The organism is Pseudoduganella sp. GW821-FHT12E03 (assembly GCF_058807115.1).
Window position 1 is genome coordinate 13,624 of sequence record NZ_JBXAQJ010000021.1, and the last position, 14,796, is coordinate 28,419.

Below are 14,796 nucleotides of genomic sequence, written 5' to 3' on the forward strand. Positions count from 1 at the left end.
CTATTCCGGGGCGCGGCGATTGCCGTGCCGGCCGGTACGGTTACGTCTTCGTCACCAAGCTGATTTCCTTGCTCATGCCTGGCGCGTTGCCGGCAATGTTCATGCGTCCGCTGGTTGCGACCGAGACCGCCTGTACGCGGTTCGTGACCTTGAACTTCGTATAGATATTGGCCAAGTGAAATTTGACAGTGCGTTCGGAGATCGACAGGATTTTGCCGATTTCCCATGAGGTTTTGCCCTTGATCGCCCACTGCATCACTTTGGATTCCTTGCTGGTCAAGTCTGCGAAACTTGGCATGTCCTCCGCGAAAGCGGGGTCGTTCAGCAAACTCAGATGCAGATGACCGACCACCACATCGATCATGGCCAGGTGCCGTTCCACAAAGGGCGCATCGTGGCATTGTAGCAATAGCGCCGTGGTACCTCTCTCTGCATTGCGCGGCTGATGGGAAATGCTTGCGCCGATACCCTGTCCAGCCGCCGGCGCCACTTTGGGGCCAATAGTGCCGCCATTCCATGCAAAAGGGGCCGGTGTCCAATAGAACGCATGTTGGAGAACGTCTTCCAGGTTGTGTTGCGCCAGGTATTGTTCAATGCTGAAATTTTCCTTGCCGGAATAATGAGGCGTTATTGAGCTGTCGCCCGCATCAATAAATTCATGGCGAAAAGTATTTACCCCATTGGCCAACGTGCGTTCGTGGAGTAACACGCAATGATTGAAGGGAATTATCTTCCGCAGCGAACTGAAAATATTAGATAAGCAACCTTCACTGATAGGATTGTCGGCCAGTTCAGCTGTAATTTTCAGTAACTCGCTTAATTCCTCAATTGTAATGGAGATATTATTCATGGACAAAATTTCCTAAATTTAGCTTAAAACTGTTCCAGTAAAGCAATTGTCTTATTAGTAACTGAAATTGTCGTAGACAATGACGTCCTTAATCCGCTGGTTTGGGCGAAAAGTGAATTTCTTGTTTTAAAAACCCTGAAACTTCCTCCGGGCGCAGCGGTCGCTTCGCGTATCAGCCACTTTGAATGCGGGGTTGCTCTCGCGAGGGGATGACGAAACTTTTTCTCTGCATTTGCCGCTGAATAGTGCTACTTCCCGCAACGGCTGGCTACCGTTGCACAGCCAAGCCGACTTGCTGCAATGGCGGCTTCGCCGTATAAATACTGTGTCATAGGGATGACTCCCCAAGTCACAATGTGAATTAATTATTAAGTAGTTAATGGTACTACATACTTGCATTTTGAAAACTATCAAAAAGTCACACTTGCTCAAATTTTTTATGCATCGGCGTAACTTTTTTCTCTTTTCTTCTGGCAATGGCGAGGCATGGGAATGCGGACATGGAATAAACCGCACCGGTACCTGCTCCAGCTGGCCGATAGCGGCAGGTTGAGCGTGAAGTTGGGACCGGAATAAATCTTTTCCTGGTTTTCAATGGCCGCCAGGTTGAAATAACCCCGCCGAAAAATAAAGTAGTGTCGTATCTTGTGGCGAGTGTGCGCGCCGTTATACCTTCACCCACCCGGCATCGGCGGGCGGACATTTCACTGTCCTGCGTTCATCGCGCTTGCCCATCGCGGCAGATGTACCGCTGGCGGGTGGGACGATGTGGCAAGTGACGCTGCTGGCGCGCGTGCGCCGGTAAATGGTGATGCCGTCCAGCGAGACGTAGCGGTGCAGGACGAAGCCGGAAGACTCCTGCCGTCCGGCGGCGGCGATGCCGCGCTCCAGGCGCGCCTGGAACGAATCAGGCCGATCTTCGGGAACGGCTGGCGCCGAACCGCGCAGTTCGCGGTCGATCTTGCTGATATCGCGTCTGATCTGATCGAAGCGGATGCCGCCATCAGGTTGGCCCTGCGGCGTGGTGAGGTCTGATGGGGCCGCCGGCGCTGGCTCGCTGACCGCAGTGACGGGCGCGCTTTCCGGGATTTCGGCGGCAGCCGTGGCGGGCGCGGCCTGTGTGCGGGGCAATGCCGTCGACTGTTGACGGTCAGGCTGCTTCTTGTGTATGGACTTGGTTGCCTGGCGCTGCGGCAGCAGCGCCAGGACCTGGACCACCACCGTCTGCGGCGCGCGGCCGGGCCGCTGCTGATGCCAACAGAAAGTAAACAACGCACCATGCGCGGCAACGAGCAGGGCGAACAGCACCGCGCGCCGGCCTGTTCGGCGGGGCGGTTGTACGCCGGCCAGGCATTGGCGCCCTGCCGCATGCAAGCCATGATCGTTCATACGGCCTCTCCCGGAATGTGCCTTTCGAATTCGTCCAGCCGATCTGCCGGCGCTCTCCTGCACCCTAACTGCAAGATCCCTTCAAGGGGCTCAGCGCTGCATTCAGGCAGGCAATCACGGCGTCCTGCTGCGGTTGAATGAAAAAGTGATCGCCGTCAAACCATTCGATGTGGCATGGCGCGGTGGTTTCGTTTTTCCATCCATGAACCTGCTGTGAAACCAGGTCATCGCTTCGTCCCGCCAATACCGTGATCGGGATGGCCAGTGGCGGCGCTGGATGGTACCGGTAGTCGGCAACGAGGCGGAAATCCGCGCGGATGGTGGGCAACATCAGCGCCATCAACTCCTGGTGCATCAGTACCGCGGACGGCGTGCCGTTATACTCTTTCAGGACGTCGATCAGCGCATGGTCTGGAAGCTCATGCAGCCGGCGCATGGGGCGGCGGTTCTGAGGCGCCGCACAACCGGAGATAAATAAATGCTCCGGCACGGGCAAATGGCGGGCTTTGCAGTATCGCGCCAATTCAAACGCAACCAGGCCGCCGAGACTGTGGCCGAAAAATGCGAACGGCAGCCCCCTTTCGCGCGCAATAACCTGGGCAAGGTCTGCAACCAGTGCGGGCAGGGTGGCATAGCAGGATTCCATCATACGCCTGCCGCGTCCCGGCAGTTCGACTGCGCAAATCTCGACCAATGGGTCGATTCCGGACTCCCAGGGCAGGAAGGCCGTGGCGCTGCCGCCCGCGTAGGAAAAGCAGTACAGGCGCTTTTGCCGGGGCGGGCCGGACTTGGTCATCAGCCATGGGTTGGTAATCATGCCGCCTCCTGCGATGCGGCGGCGTGGGCACCGTCGATATGCCCGGCCGGGGCATGGGTCCGTCCATCCTTCAAATGGCCATCCTCGAGCCGGATGATCCGGTCGGCAAAGCTGAAATAGGCGTCGTCATGGGTGATCACGATGACCGTCTTGCCGCGCGCCTTCAAGTCCGGCAGCAGCTTGGTGTAGAAGACACGCTTGAATGCCGGATCCTGGTCGGCCGCCCATTCATCGAACAGGTACACTGCGCGATCCTCGATGTAGGACGATACCAGCGCGAGGCGCTTGCGCTGGCCGGTCGACAAGTCGACCGTCGAAAACTGGCCGTCGACAAGTTTGACCTTGTGCGACATCTGCAGCAATTCGATATAGGCGTGTGCGCGGGCGCTGACATTGTCCTGCTCGCTGGTGAGCAATTGCTCGAACAAGTGGAAATCGGCAAACACGGCGGAGAAATACTGCCGGTAGTCGTCCCGGTTGGCGTCGGTCACCGGGATTCCGTTCAATTTCAGGATGCCCTGTTCAGCCTCGTAGAGGCCCAGCAGGACCATGGCGAGCGTGGTTTTTCCTGAACCGTTGCCGCCTACAATGAAGACAGTCTCTCCTTGGGTGATCGTCAGGTCGAGCGGGCCGATCATGAATTGGCTGTCCTCCGTGGCGGCAGCATAGTGATGGCCTACGCCGCACAATTCCAGCCGCAGCGGCGCGTCGCCAAATGGATTCATTCCCGGCACGCGCGGCGCGGCCGCCGGCAGGCTGTGGTTCAATTGTTCCGTCTTGTCCAGGGCAATGGCAGCCTGGCGCAGGACCGGCAGCACATTCATCAATTCGATGATGGGCCGTATCATATAAAGCAGGACCAGGGTGATGGTGACGAGGACGCCGGGCGCTTGCGGCATCGCCAGCGGCACAACGAACAGCAAGGCGCCGATGACCAGGTAGAAGATGCTGGTCCCCACATTCTGGACCCAGGTATAGGCCGACAGGGATTTGACGACCAGGTCCTTGAAGTGACGCGTGCTGGGCGTGATGACGCCGTCGATAAACGTGGTGCCGCGCGATGCGTTGAGCTGCAATTCCTTACTGCCCTCGATCAGGCTGCGGAAATGCTCGTACACGATATCCATTTGGTCCCGGATTTTGCGCAGCTGCGCCAGCGGACGGCGCTCGGCAAGCGCGTAACCCATCACGGAGACGACCAGGCACAGCGTGAACATGATGAAGAGCTGCCACGACAGCCAGGCCATATAGCCCATGCAAACCAGGATGATGATCACGTTGCCAAAGGCGAGCGGCAGCAGTTGGAATGCATTCATGAAGGTGTCGACATCCCGCGTGAGAATCACGTATAGGCCATCCTTGCCGAGCGACTGCAGTTTTTTCAGAGGCGTTGCCAATAATTTGCGGCATAGCGTTGTACGCAATTTGAAAATCGCTTCCTGGGTCACATGCAGCAAAGAAATTTCAGAACAGGATTTTGCTGCGAGGTGCAGGAGGCTGGCGCCGAAAAACATCAGCGCCAGCGTAGTGTGGTCGCCGGAGCCGCCAACCGCTTTACCAATGATGGCAACCAGGGCGGCGCCACTGACGCCGGAAATCAGGCTGGCGATCGAGGCAAGCAAGAGCAAACGTGCAGACTGGCGATAGAGAAACTTAATCAGGTTCATCGTGTGGTGGTGTTGTGGAGATAAAGGTGCGCGGCGCGCAATCTCACGCCATGTAATCGGGCATATCAAACGCTTCAAGAAAAATCCCGAATGTCAGGACCGTCATCAGCAAGTCGCTGTCAAATGGCAAATTGAGCTTGAAGTTCGGACGGGAATAAATCTTTTTCAGTTTTTCAATGGTCGTCGGGTTGAAATACCCCTGCCGCCGGATCCTTTCCGAGGACAGCATGTCGTTGATCCATTCGATGTTCTGCGCCAGCAGGGGGGGGCTGCCCGGCGCCACGAAAGCAAATTTCTCGCGGTCGCAAATGGCGGCGGGAAGGTATCGCCTCGCCGCCTGCTTGACAATGTACTTTTCAATCATGCCGTTGAGTTTCAGTCGTGGCGGCAGCCGCTTGGCAAACTCAATCAAGCGGATGTCGAGGAATGGATAGCGGGCTTCGATCGAGTTGGCGTAGGAAACGCGGTCGCCGTGGTCCGCCACCAGGTGGTCCGATAGCCGCAGCTTGAAATCGACATACGAGCGCTGGTGGATCGGATGCCGGCCGGCGAGCCTGGCTTTATTGACGACATTGGCGCGGACGGCGTTAAATTCAGGAAAACGTTCCGCCGCGGCCGCGCTATACAAGCTGAGCTTGGATTCCTTGAGCGCGGCGTAATTGGTCTCATACAGGAAATGACGGTTACCCCACAAGAGGTGGCGTTCCTCTTCTTCCAGCATGTCGGAAAAGTCGTCGCCCCGGGCTTGCGCCGCCCGCATCACATCGAACCGGTAGCCGACATAGCCGGCAAACAGCTCGTCCGATCCCTCGCCGGTAAGCACGACTTTCACGCCGCTGTCCCGCACGCATTCCGACAGGGCCAGCGAGCACGTGTTGTACGATTCCTTGAGCGGGGTTTCCGCGTGATAGACCGCTTTCTTGATGCGGTCGGCGACCTGTGCCCAGTCAAAAGGGATCTCGTGGTGATGGGTGGCGATTTCGCGGTTGAACGCGTGCTGGAACTGGCGCTCGTCGATATCCTGGTCGGCAAACACAACCGAGAACGAATGCCGCGCACGGTCCGGCGCAACGTTGTGGGTAATGGCGCCGATCAGCGACGAGTCAAGCCCGCCGCTCAGGTAAAAACCGACAGGCACGTCGGCATTGAGCCGGTCGGTCACGGCGCGCCGCAGGATTTCGTCGAATTCCTCAATGTACTCGTCGTCGCTGCATGGCTTCAGCGTGGCGGTCGGGTAGTCGAGGTCCCAATATTCATGCTCTTTGAGGTAGCCGTCCGGGCGTGCCAACAGGTAGTGTCCCGGACGTATCGAGTGTATGCCCTTGAACATGGTGACCGGGCTGACCACCCCGGGGAACGTGAGTACCTGGTCGAGCCCCTGCATGTCAACGGATTTGCTGACCAGTGGATGGGCGAGTATCGCCTTGATCTCGGAGCCGAAAATCAAGGTGTTGTTGGCGACGGTGTAAAACAGCGGACAAATGCCGACATGATCCCGCGCCAGCAGCAGGCGTTTCCTGTCATCGTCGAAGATCGCCAGCGCGAATTGCCCGTTTAACTTGTCGATGAACTCGACGCCGTATTCCTGATAGAGCGGAATCAGCACTTCAACGTCGCATTCCGTCTTGAATACATGGCCTTTGAGCTGCAAGTCGCGGCGCAATTCCTTGTAGTTGTAGATTTCGCCGTTGCAGATGGCGACAACCGATTTGTTCTCGCTGAAGAAGGGCTGGTTGCCGTTTGCCAGGTCGATGATGGACAGCCGGCGGAATGCCAGGCCGGCTTCATTCTTGATGCAATAGCCTGCGTCGTCGGGGCCGCGATGAATCAATTGGTCGGCCATGCGCACCAGGACGTCGGTCGTCACGGGCGCACGATGGCTCAGATTAAAGGTGCCTGCTATTCCGCACATAAGGATGTCTTGTTTGTTGATTGAAATCTGGACAAAGGAGGGCCGCCGGGGCACGGCTCATGCATATCGTGTGATTTCATGCAGCCGGGGCGCGTTGGCGGCCGTGAGCGCCAGGCAGGTTTGCGCCAGTACGGTCACCGGATCAATGATCTGGAAGTTTTCCCAGGTGGGGGAAGGGATCGCGAATGACAGTTCGGTGCAGCCAAGGATCAGGTGCTGGATGCCTGTTCTTTTGCGCAGGCCATGGGCCACGCCGGCCAGCATTTCACGGGGCGCATCGGCCGGGGTCAGGCCGGTGGCCTTGATGCCGGACTCGGCGCAGAAGATGGCCGACGAAACCAGCGCCTGCTCGTCATCGGACGGCACGACAACCTCAATCCCTGTCCCGTAAAAATAGCGCTGGTACAGGCCTGACTTCACCGTTGCCGTGGTGGCAAGAAGACCGATCTTCTGCCCTTTCAGACCTATCGCGCTGGCATGCCGGGCCACGTTGTCGACCATGTTGATCAGTGGCAGACGCACCTTGCCGGCAATTTCATCAAAATGGATGTGCGCGGTGTTACACACGATCACGCCATAATCCGCGCCCAACGATGCCAGTTTTTGCAGCGATTCGGTGAGCAGCGGAACGGGGGTCGTGGTTTGATTCAGGTACGAATCGACGCGACTGGGAATCTGGGGGTTGGAATACAGGATGAACGGCACATGGTCCGCATCCTTGCGCGCATTGGTGTTCAGGGAGATCAGTTTTTGCGCGAAGTAAAGTCCGGCCACAGGCCCCATCCCTCCGAGGATACCGATATTTGGGTAAGTCATGACGTCAAACTTCCTTGTGTCTCAAGGGCAGATGTCGAGCGTGTCGCACAGCAGGCTGTCAAGGCCGTCACGCAGCAGGGAAAAGCGGTACACCTGGTGCGGACCGGGAAAGACATCCGCGCCGAGCGGCTCCGCCAGCGACTGTCCCTTGTCGCTGTTGGTAAACATGACGAAACCATCGCCCGTGCGAGGAGAGGCCATGACAAACGCCTTGTAGCCGGCGTTGTTTCCCCAATGCCAAAGAAACACATCGCCGCGGTTCCCCTCCAGGCCCCATCCCTGTCCCCAGCTCAGGTCCAGCTTGGCGCTGACCGGTATCGGCGACTCGACGATCTGCTGCAGGGTGCGTTCGTCCTTCAACAGGGCCGCCAGGAATCGCCCATAGTCGCCGGCGCTGGTATAGAGCGAGAAGGCCGCCACGGCTTCGCGAAACGGGAAGGGCGTCAGGACATCGCCATAAAAGGTTGTTCCAGGCACGATGAATTTTTCTAATTCCGCTTTGCGCGTATAGGCACTGTGCGTCATGCCCAATGGCGCAAACACGGTGCGCTGCATGTAGTCACCGAGTTTTTCGCCCGTGACTGCTTCCACGGCGCGTTGCAGCAAGACGTAGCCTTCGCCGGAGTATTGCCACTTGCTCCCCGGCTTGCCAGCGAAGGCCAGCGGACCGTCGGACCAGTTCGGCAAGCCGGACGTATGATTGAGTGCCATGCGGACCGTCACGTCACGCAGCTTCGGATCGGCGACCTGGTCGACCGGGGACTCGGCAAGGTGGGCGAAATGGCGGTGCGCGTAACCTTGGGGAAGGTATTTGAGCACCGGCGCATCCAAGTCCATTTTTCCTTGCTGCACCAGTTTCAAGACGGCGTAGGCGAACACGGGCTTGCTGAGGGACGCCGCTTCGAACACGCTGTCGTTCGGCGACGCGATCGGCCAGTTGCAGCCATGGGCGGCATCGACGGCCTGCAGTTCGCGGTTCCGGACCACGGCCACGGCGACATCGCAGACGCCGTACCGGTCGAGCAGGTGCTGCACGCGGGCATGCAGCGCGGCCTGTTGCGGCGCGGCGCCCGGCAATGCCAGCGCGGTGTCGCGCTCCGGCACGGCGACGCAGCCGGCGCACGCCAGGGCGGTGGCGAACCAAAGACAGGTCCTGACGCCCCGCAATGAGGAAAGCGAAATGGAGGATATTGCTCGGAACATGGTTTCAGCAGCTTTCTGGTCGAAATTTACGTGGAGTGCAATCGTGGGCCGGCGTGCTCAGGGCGCCAGCGGCGCGGCCTTGGCGAGCGGCGGCGGCGCGGTGTCCGCCAGCAGGTTCCATATGCGGAAGCGATAGCGTTCCGGCGCCAGCGCGTAGCGCGCATATTGCAGCACCGCGTAAGGGCTCAGGACGACACCAGTCAGGAAGGCGCGCCAGCGGTACGAGGCGATCGTGTTCGCCAACAAGGTCATGATGAAATAGAACTCAAAGTACACGAAGATGAAGTAGTCCATCCGCCGGGCACTGGTCAGCTTGGTTTGGGTGACGTGGTCATGGCAGGCGATCCATTCGGCGAAGTGGGGCAGGTTGCCTTTGAAGACGTTCGGCCGCAGCGGGTTTTGCATGTGAACGATCGATGGTTTGAGCGTGGCGTATTGCCGGAACGCGCGCCACGACGAAGTCCAGTATGGCTCCGCGAACAGCCGGAAGTTCCATTCCGGCGGCAAGGCAGTGTAATGGCCGGCGCAATGGATGGAGATCGCTTCCTGGTCCGGGTTGTAGATGGTGGCGCGATGCCGGTGCAGCCAGTCGGCCAGCGCGGTGGGGACATCGCGTTCACGCATCTGCTTCAAGTCCAGCAACAGCACGCCGCCGTTGATGGGTTCGTTCGCTGCGCTGAACTGGATCGTGAATTCGTTGTTGTAGTTGCGCAGGCAGACATCATCGGATGGAACCAGGCAGGCCGCGGCGCCCAGCCAGTTGCCGCGCAAGTCGGTCTCCCACAGCTTGGCAATGTCATCCACCACCAGGATGTCGGAATCAAGGAACAGCGCACGGTCAAGGTGGGAGAGAATCTGTGCAAACCGGACCCTGAGCGTGAACAGCTCGAGCCGCCGTTGATCCGGGTCGGTGGCTGTCAGCGGGCAGTCGATGATTTCCGTTTCGACTTCCACCGTGTCGGAGGCGCTGGCGCGTTCCAGCAGCGCGCGGCTGGCCGGATTGAGTCCATGCGAAATGAAGGAAATCCTCAACCGGTAGACCTCGTTGTTGCGCGACTGCGCAAAAGCCGTGATCAACGAATGCATGGCAATGCCGGTCATCCATGCGTGTCCGTCGTCGGTTTGAAAGACGATGTTGATAGAAGGTTTGGACGACATGAGTGCTATCTCCCTGAAATAGAGCAGTTTGGATTCGGTATGGCCCCCCGGGCGCCGGCAGGAACAGGCATATCACGGCTCCTTGACGGTTCGGGTCGGGAATAAAACGGCCAGTTGGGCCAGCACGGCATCGAGTTGCGCGGCGTGCAACTCGTCGCGTGCGTCGAGTTCCTGTTCAATCCGTTCTTCCATGGCGCCGCTGCTGATCGTGTTCGCCTTCCATTGCTGGCGCGTCATCTCCGCCTGGGCGGTGGCCAGTTCCAGCCGTGAGCGCAGCAGGTCGATGCGGGTGTCGGCCGCGCGGGCGTTCAGTTCGCGGCGCCGCTTTTGCTGCTCGCGTTCCGCCGCGGCCAAGTCCGCATGCAGTGTTTGCTTGCGGTATTCGGCCTCGGCTTCGGAAACCCGCCGCGACGCCAATCCGTGGTCGAACAAGTTGATCGACACTTGCACGCCCAGGTTGAACTGGCGGTAGGAGAAGTTCGACAGGCTGTCGCGCATCGACGTGTCGCTGCGGCCAATGCCGGAATAGTTGCTGTATAAGGTGACCTGGGGTCCCAGTGCCGCGCGATTGAGCGCGATGCGTTCGCGCGCCGCCGCCACCTTCAGCGTTTCATACTGGTTGTCCAGCGTCTGGTTGCTCAGCTGGCGCACCTGCTCCAGGTCGGCCTCGACCGGACCGGCGAAGGCGCAGCGCTGTTCCGTCGCCGCTTCGTCTGGGATCATGTTCTGGGTGGACTCCCGGTAGCCGGCATTGGCCAGCTCAAGGTCTTCCTGCCGCGAGCGCCATGCGGACTGCTTTTCCGCCACGTTCAGCAGTGCCACGCGCTCTTCGATGGGCGCGATGCGGCCGTCGCGCAGGCGCTGACCGGCGACCTCGGCGGCCGCCTGGGCTCGCCGCAGCTGCCGCGTGGCGGACGACACCTGCATACATGCGCGGCGCAGCTTGAAGTAGGCGGACGATACGTCGAGCGCCACCTGTTGCAGCGCCACTTGGCGCGCCAGGTGCGCCGCCTGCAGGGTCAGTTCATCCTGCGCCAATTGTGCTTGCAAGCGGCCACCGGTGTACAGCTGGTAGCGGGCGCTGAGCGTGGCGGCATTCTGGTAGCGCGGCACGGTCTGCGTCACCGCCACCTTTGACGTCGTGTTCAGCTGTGGAATCTCCACCGACGCATTGACGCCGGTGAAGGTGTCGTGGTTTTCGATCCGGTCGGCGTTATAGGACAAATCCAGTGTTGGATAGAATTGCGCCCGGGCCTGCGCCACGCGGGCCGCCGCCATATCCACTTCCGCCGTCGCGATACGCACCGACAGGCGCGCCGACGTGGCTGCTTCATAGGCCTGTGTAAAGGTTTTTCCCTGGGCGGGGCGGTCGGCGGCGGCGCCCGCCGTGCACAGGGTCGCCAATACCGCGCCGGCAAGGCGCCTGGTTACCATCTTATTCATAACGCAGCGCCTCCACCGGGCGCAGGTGCGCCGCGCGATAGGCCGGATACAGGCCGGCCGCAAGGCCCACGCCTATGGCCACCAGCAGTGACACGCCGTTGAACAGCATGCCCGGTTCCAGTGGAACGTTGGCAATCCCGGCGATGGCCGCGCTGGCGCCGGCGCCCAGCAGCAGCCCCAGCACGCCGCCGAACAGGCTGATAAAGCCGGCTTCAATCAGGAATTGCAGCAGGATGTCGCGCTCGCTGCCGCCCATTGCTTTGCGCACGCCGATTTCACGCGTGCGTTCCAATACCGCAGTGCTCATGATGTTAAGGATTCCAAGGCCGGCGACGAATAAAGAGACCGAAGCGGCAACGATGCCGATGATGGCGACGCCGTCGAGAATGTTGTCGGCTGTGTGCGTGTATTGCTCCATGGTGTCAGTCCGGTAAGCGTAAGCGCCGCGGTGCCGGCGCTTGATGAAGTCGGCGGCCATCTGCGCGGCCACGGCGGCCGACACGCCATCGCGGACCTGGCCCTGCAGCACGTTGATCTGGTCGTTGTCGAGCATAGCCTGCATGCGGGTATAGGGCACCAGGACCCGCCCATTGGCATCCTGGCCGGAGCCTATGCTGGTCAGCAACGACCGGTCCTTGTTGGCAAGTACGCCGATCACCTCGAACGTGCGGTTGTCCAGGCGCAACTCGCGGCCGATCGGATCTACTGCCGGGCCGAACAGTTCATCACGGACCTTGGCCCCGATGATCGCGACCGGTCTCGCACGGTTGACGTCGAGCGGCGTGAGAGGGCGACCCAGGACCACATGGTCGTTGTTAATGGCGGTGTAGTGTTCATTCACGCCCTCGAGTTGCACCTGGCTGTAGTGCCGTCCGACCCGCGCGGCATGGCCGGCGCCCTGCGGGTCCAGCACCATCGGACTGATACGCGTGAACGCCGTGCAGCAGCTCGAGTTACGCAGGGCTTCGTAGTCGGCGTTGTCGATGCCGGTCCCGCTGCGCTGCTCCTGGTGCGGCGTCACCAGCTTCTGGTCGCGCGAAATCCATACCGAACGCAGGCCGAACGTCTGCAGCTCGGAGAAAATCATTTGCCGTCCGCCATGCGTGACCACGTCGATCAGGGTGACTGCGGCGATGCCGATCGCAATACCGCAGACGCTCAGCGCCGTGCGGAACTTGCGGTCGCCCAGGCTGTACCAGGCCTGCAGGCCAATATCCAGGCACAGCTGCCAGCGTTGGGGATTGATCGGTCCGGTCGTCATGCGGCCTCGCTGATACGGCCGTCACGCAGCCGGATTATGCGCTGAGCATGGGCCGCCACGTCATCCTCGTGCGTGACCATCAGGATGGTCTTGCCCTGCCGGTGCAGTTCGCCGAAGAGCTTCATGATCTCTTCGCTGGAATGGGAGTCGAGGCTGCCGGTCGGTTCGTCCGCAATGATGATGTCGGGATCGTTCGTCACCGCGCGGGCGATGGCTACCCGCTGCTGCTGGCCACCGGACAGGCGCGACGGCACGTGATCGTAGCGGTCGGCCAGCCCCACGCGCTCGAGCGAGGCCATGGCGCGCCGCCGCCGTTCGGCCGGCGGTATGCAGCCGTAGACCATCGGCAGCTCGACGTTGCGTAGCGCGTCCAGGCGCGGCACCAGGTTGAACAGCTGGAATACAAAGCCGAACTTGCGGTTGCGCAGGCCGGCAAGCGCGCGCGAGTCGAGCTGGTCGATCCGGTTTCCCTCGAGCTCGTATGCGCCGCTGTCCAGCGTATCCAGGCAGCCCAGCACGTTCATCAGCGTCGATTTGCCGGAGCCGGACGGACCCATGATCGCGACAAATTCGCCTTCGGAAATCTCCACCGATACGTTGCGCAGGATTTCGATGTCGTTGGCGCCACTTCGGTAGCGTTTGCACGCCTCGGTCAAGCGGATCATGGAGCGCCTGCCGTGCGCGCCGCCACGGTATTGACGGCGGGCGTTTTCGTTGCCGGCGCTTGCGCCACCCGGGCGCGTTCGCCCTCCCTGAGCTGGCGGCCGCCAGCCAGCACCACGACCTGTCCCGGTACCACCCCGGTCTGGATTTCCACGAACCGGTCCCCCGTCGCGCCGGTCGTGACCGGTACCGGACGCAAGGCGCCCTGGCTGTCCAGTGTCCAGACGGCGGTTTTATTCTTGTCGGTGGACAGCGCCTCCAGAGGCAGGCGCGGTACCGGCGCCTGCGAGCCTACCGGGACCCGCACTTCGACTTGCTGGTTGGGACGCAGCCGCAGCTTCGGCGAGGTGAGGCTGACCCAGACCGCCGTGTAGCCGGTGTTGCCTTCCTTCCGCACCGCGGGTTCGATACGCACGATGCGTTCCTCCGCCAGCTGTTCCGGCGCACCGGGAAGCGATACACGCACCGGCATGTCCACGCGCAAATCCTGGGCGTCGTCCTGCTCCATCCGCGCAATGATCTGCTGGTTGGCGGTGTCCGACACGGTGATGACGGGCTGGCCCGATACCGCCACTTCGCCAGGCTGCACGCTGACATCGGTTACCACGCCGGCGATCGGAGAGCGCAGCGCCGACTGCTGCAATTGCGCCCGCGTATGAGCGGCGCCGGCCGCGGCCTTCTGCCGCTGGATGCGTGCCAGCGCCAGGTTTTCCTCGGCGCGCAGCACCTGTTCGCGTGACACGGCGCCTGCCGCATGGTCGGCGCGCAGGCCCGCTAGGGCGCGTTCCTGGTGCGCGATGCCGGCCTCGGCCTCGCGTACCGCCGTTTCATCGGCGGACAGCCGCAATTCGGTGTCGCGGCTGTCGAGCCGCAACAGTTCTTGCCCTTGCACCACGACGCTGCCGACCAGCACGGTGACGGCCTGGACCCGTCCCCCGGCGGTCACACCGAGCCGTACATCGTGCGTGCTGCCGACCCTGCCCGTGGCCCGGATGTAGGACGTGACGGGGCCGGTGTCGACCTCGACCGTGGCCAACTCGGGAAGCGGGTGGTGGGGCGCCAAGGTGCCCAATAATGCAGCGGCAGCACCCAGCGCGGCAGCCGCCAGCGTGGCGCGCAGCCAGAACTTCTTCATGATTTCCCTTGTTTGTAAATGGGCAATGAATTCGCCTGGTGCGGAGATTCGGCACGGTTTGTCTTGCGCAGGCAGTCAATTGCAGAATGATAGTCGCAGAATTTTCGCTGATACGATATTTAAATAATAGCCGCATTGTACACGAAATTATGACAATGTTGTAGAATGGAAAACATTGTGAGATATCAGTATGTGTTTATTTAATCAAGGAAATGTCATGGCGGACGAGGCGGGCAGCCCAGATTATTGCGGGGTTGTGAACGACGAAGGGCAGTATTCGATATGGCCGGCGGGGCACAGCCTGCCTGCTGGCTGGCGCGAAGCGGGCGTGCAGGGTTCCAGGGCGGAGTGCCTGGCCCACATCGAGGCGGTGTGGGTCGACATGCGTCCGCTGAGCCTACGACAGGGCATGGAAGGCGCGCCGTCTTCCCCTTTTTCCCATTAACGGATTGCTGATGGTATCCATGCGGCCCCGGGCGTTT

General features: G+C 60.7%; 13 protein-coding genes. 1 reads left to right on the top strand and 12 read right to left on the bottom strand.

Translation table 11 applies throughout. The features are described 5' to 3' along the window. Positions 1–40: 40 nt before the first annotated feature. The 12 genes from AC1RRC_RS32270 to AC1RRC_RS32325 form a co-directional block, all read right to left on the bottom strand. Entirely contained in the window at positions 41–850 is an 810-nt protein-coding gene (locus AC1RRC_RS32270) for a helix-turn-helix transcriptional regulator (protein WP_493059958.1), read from the bottom strand. Positions 851–1,516: 666 nt separating this feature from the next. Beyond that, positions 1,517–2,239 (bottom strand): hypothetical protein, encoded by a 723-nt coding sequence (locus tag AC1RRC_RS32275; protein ID WP_493059959.1) that lies wholly within the window; start codon positions 2,237–2,239, stop codon positions 1,517–1,519. 64 nt (positions 2,240–2,303) lie between these two features. Next, positions 2,304–3,056, bottom strand: a complete 753-nt coding sequence (locus AC1RRC_RS32280; RefSeq protein ID WP_493059960.1) for a thioesterase II family protein — start codon at positions 3,054–3,056, stop codon at positions 2,304–2,306. Then, positions 3,053–4,723, bottom strand: coding sequence for a cyclic peptide export ABC transporter (locus tag AC1RRC_RS32285; protein WP_493059961.1), 1,671 nt, complete (start codon positions 4,721–4,723; stop codon positions 3,053–3,055). Before AC1RRC_RS32285 ends, AC1RRC_RS32280 begins: the two co-directional genes overlap by 4 nt. A 43-nt stretch (positions 4,724–4,766) precedes the next feature. Beyond that, a complete protein-coding gene (gene asnB / locus AC1RRC_RS32290) occupies positions 4,767–6,635 on the bottom strand; it encodes an asparagine synthase (glutamine-hydrolyzing) (protein WP_493059963.1) in 1,869 nt (622 codons plus the stop codon). Positions 6,636–6,692: 57 nt separating this feature from the next. After that, the gene (gene cuyB / locus AC1RRC_RS32295) at positions 6,693–7,451 is read right to left on the bottom strand and encodes a cysteate racemase (RefSeq protein ID WP_493059965.1); all 759 of its coding nucleotides are present in this window, start codon (positions 7,449–7,451) and stop codon (positions 6,693–6,695) included. Between the two features lie 21 nt (positions 7,452–7,472). Beyond that, the gene (locus tag AC1RRC_RS32300) at positions 7,473–8,654 is read right to left on the bottom strand and encodes a serine hydrolase domain-containing protein (protein ID WP_493059966.1); all 1,182 of its coding nucleotides are present in this window, start codon (positions 8,652–8,654) and stop codon (positions 7,473–7,475) included. A 57-nt stretch (positions 8,655–8,711) separates the two neighbouring features. Further along, positions 8,712–9,812 (bottom strand): glycosyltransferase, encoded by a 1,101-nt coding sequence (locus AC1RRC_RS32305; RefSeq protein ID WP_493059968.1) that lies wholly within the window; start codon positions 9,810–9,812, stop codon positions 8,712–8,714. A 72-nt stretch (positions 9,813–9,884) separates the two neighbouring features. Next, complete coding sequence (locus tag AC1RRC_RS32310; RefSeq protein ID WP_493059971.1) at positions 9,885–11,255, bottom strand: TolC family protein; 1,371 nt, start codon at positions 11,253–11,255, stop codon at positions 9,885–9,887. After that, complete coding sequence (locus AC1RRC_RS32315) at positions 11,248–12,516, bottom strand: ABC transporter permease (protein WP_493059972.1); 1,269 nt, start codon at positions 12,514–12,516, stop codon at positions 11,248–11,250. The genes AC1RRC_RS32310 and AC1RRC_RS32315 overlap by 8 nt, the downstream gene beginning before the upstream one ends. Further along, positions 12,513–13,181: an ABC transporter ATP-binding protein gene (locus AC1RRC_RS32320; protein WP_493059973.1), complete on the bottom strand. Its 669-nt coding sequence runs from the start codon at positions 13,179–13,181 to the stop codon at positions 12,513–12,515. The genes AC1RRC_RS32315 and AC1RRC_RS32320 overlap by 4 nt, the downstream gene beginning before the upstream one ends. Then, a complete protein-coding gene (locus AC1RRC_RS32325) occupies positions 13,178–14,314 on the bottom strand; it encodes an efflux RND transporter periplasmic adaptor subunit (RefSeq protein WP_493059975.1) in 1,137 nt (378 codons plus the stop codon). Before AC1RRC_RS32325 ends, AC1RRC_RS32320 begins: the two co-directional genes overlap by 4 nt. Before the next feature lie 217 nt (positions 14,315–14,531). Between AC1RRC_RS32325 and AC1RRC_RS32330 the strand changes: the two genes are divergently transcribed. Beyond that, positions 14,532–14,759 carry an MbtH family protein gene (locus tag AC1RRC_RS32330; RefSeq protein ID WP_493059977.1) on the top strand — a complete coding sequence of 76 codons (228 nt, stop codon included), beginning with the start codon at positions 14,532–14,534 and terminating at the stop codon, positions 14,757–14,759. Positions 14,760–14,796: the final 37 nt, after the last annotated feature.